Source organism: Acidovorax sp. HMWF029 (assembly GCF_003060895.1).
Classification (GTDB): domain Bacteria; phylum Pseudomonadota; class Gammaproteobacteria; order Burkholderiales; family Burkholderiaceae_C; genus Acidovorax.
The window spans coordinates 16,559-17,363 of the sequence record NZ_QAIH01000142.1 but is presented as its reverse complement, the minus strand read 5'-3'; the positions used below and the strand labels follow the sequence as shown (position 1 = coordinate 17,363).

At 63.0% G+C, this 805-nt stretch carries 1 protein-coding gene; it reads left to right on the top strand.

Going from position 1 to position 805, the window contains the following annotated elements; translation table 11 throughout:
* Window positions 1–225: 225 nt before the first annotated feature.
* On the top strand, window positions 226–805 hold a 580-nt coding region (locus DBR12_RS22705), incomplete at its 3' end, for an enoyl-CoA hydratase-related protein (protein ID WP_369861464.1).

Below are 805 nucleotides of genomic sequence, written 5' to 3'. Positions count from 1 at the left end.
CGGCACAGACGGCCTGAGCCCACTCCCACTCTGCACCACCCCGCCGCACCTGCCACACCCCTCACGGGGCGTGGTCCCGCCTGATCTGCGCACCCGTTTTGCTGTGCGCCACCTCCCGACGGAACACGCACAAACATGCATTGACTTGCCAATAGATATGCATCATGATGCACAATAATCAAAAAACATGCATTATTTTGCACAATTCAATTCCAAGGAGACGCCATGACCCATCCCGTGCAGCCCCCATCCCGCGTGGACTACCGTACCGACCCCACGCAGTACCGCCACTGGAAGCTGGCGGTGGACGGCGCGGTCGCCCGCCTGTCGCTCGACATTGCTGAAGACGGCGGCATCCGCCCCGGCTACAAGCTCAAGCTCAACAGCTACGACCTGGGCGTGGACATTGAGCTGCACGACGCGCTCAACCGCATTCGCTTTGAACACCCTACGGTGCGCACCGTCATCGTCACCAGCGCCAAAGACCGCATCTTCTGCTCGGGCGCCAACATCTTCATGCTGGGCGTCTCCAGCCACGCCTGGAAGGTGAACTTCTGCAAGTTCACGAACGAGACGCGCAACGGCATCGAAGACTCCTCCAAACACTCGGGCCTGAAATTCGTGGCCGCTGTGAACGGCGCCTGCGCAGGCGGCGGCTACGAGCTGGCCCTGGCCTGCGACGAGATCGTGCTGGTGGACGACCGCTCCTCGGCCGTGTCGCTGCCCGAAGTGCCGCTGCTGGGCGTGTTGCCCGGCACTGGGGGCCTGACGCGCGTGACCGACAAGCGCCATGTGCGCCATGACT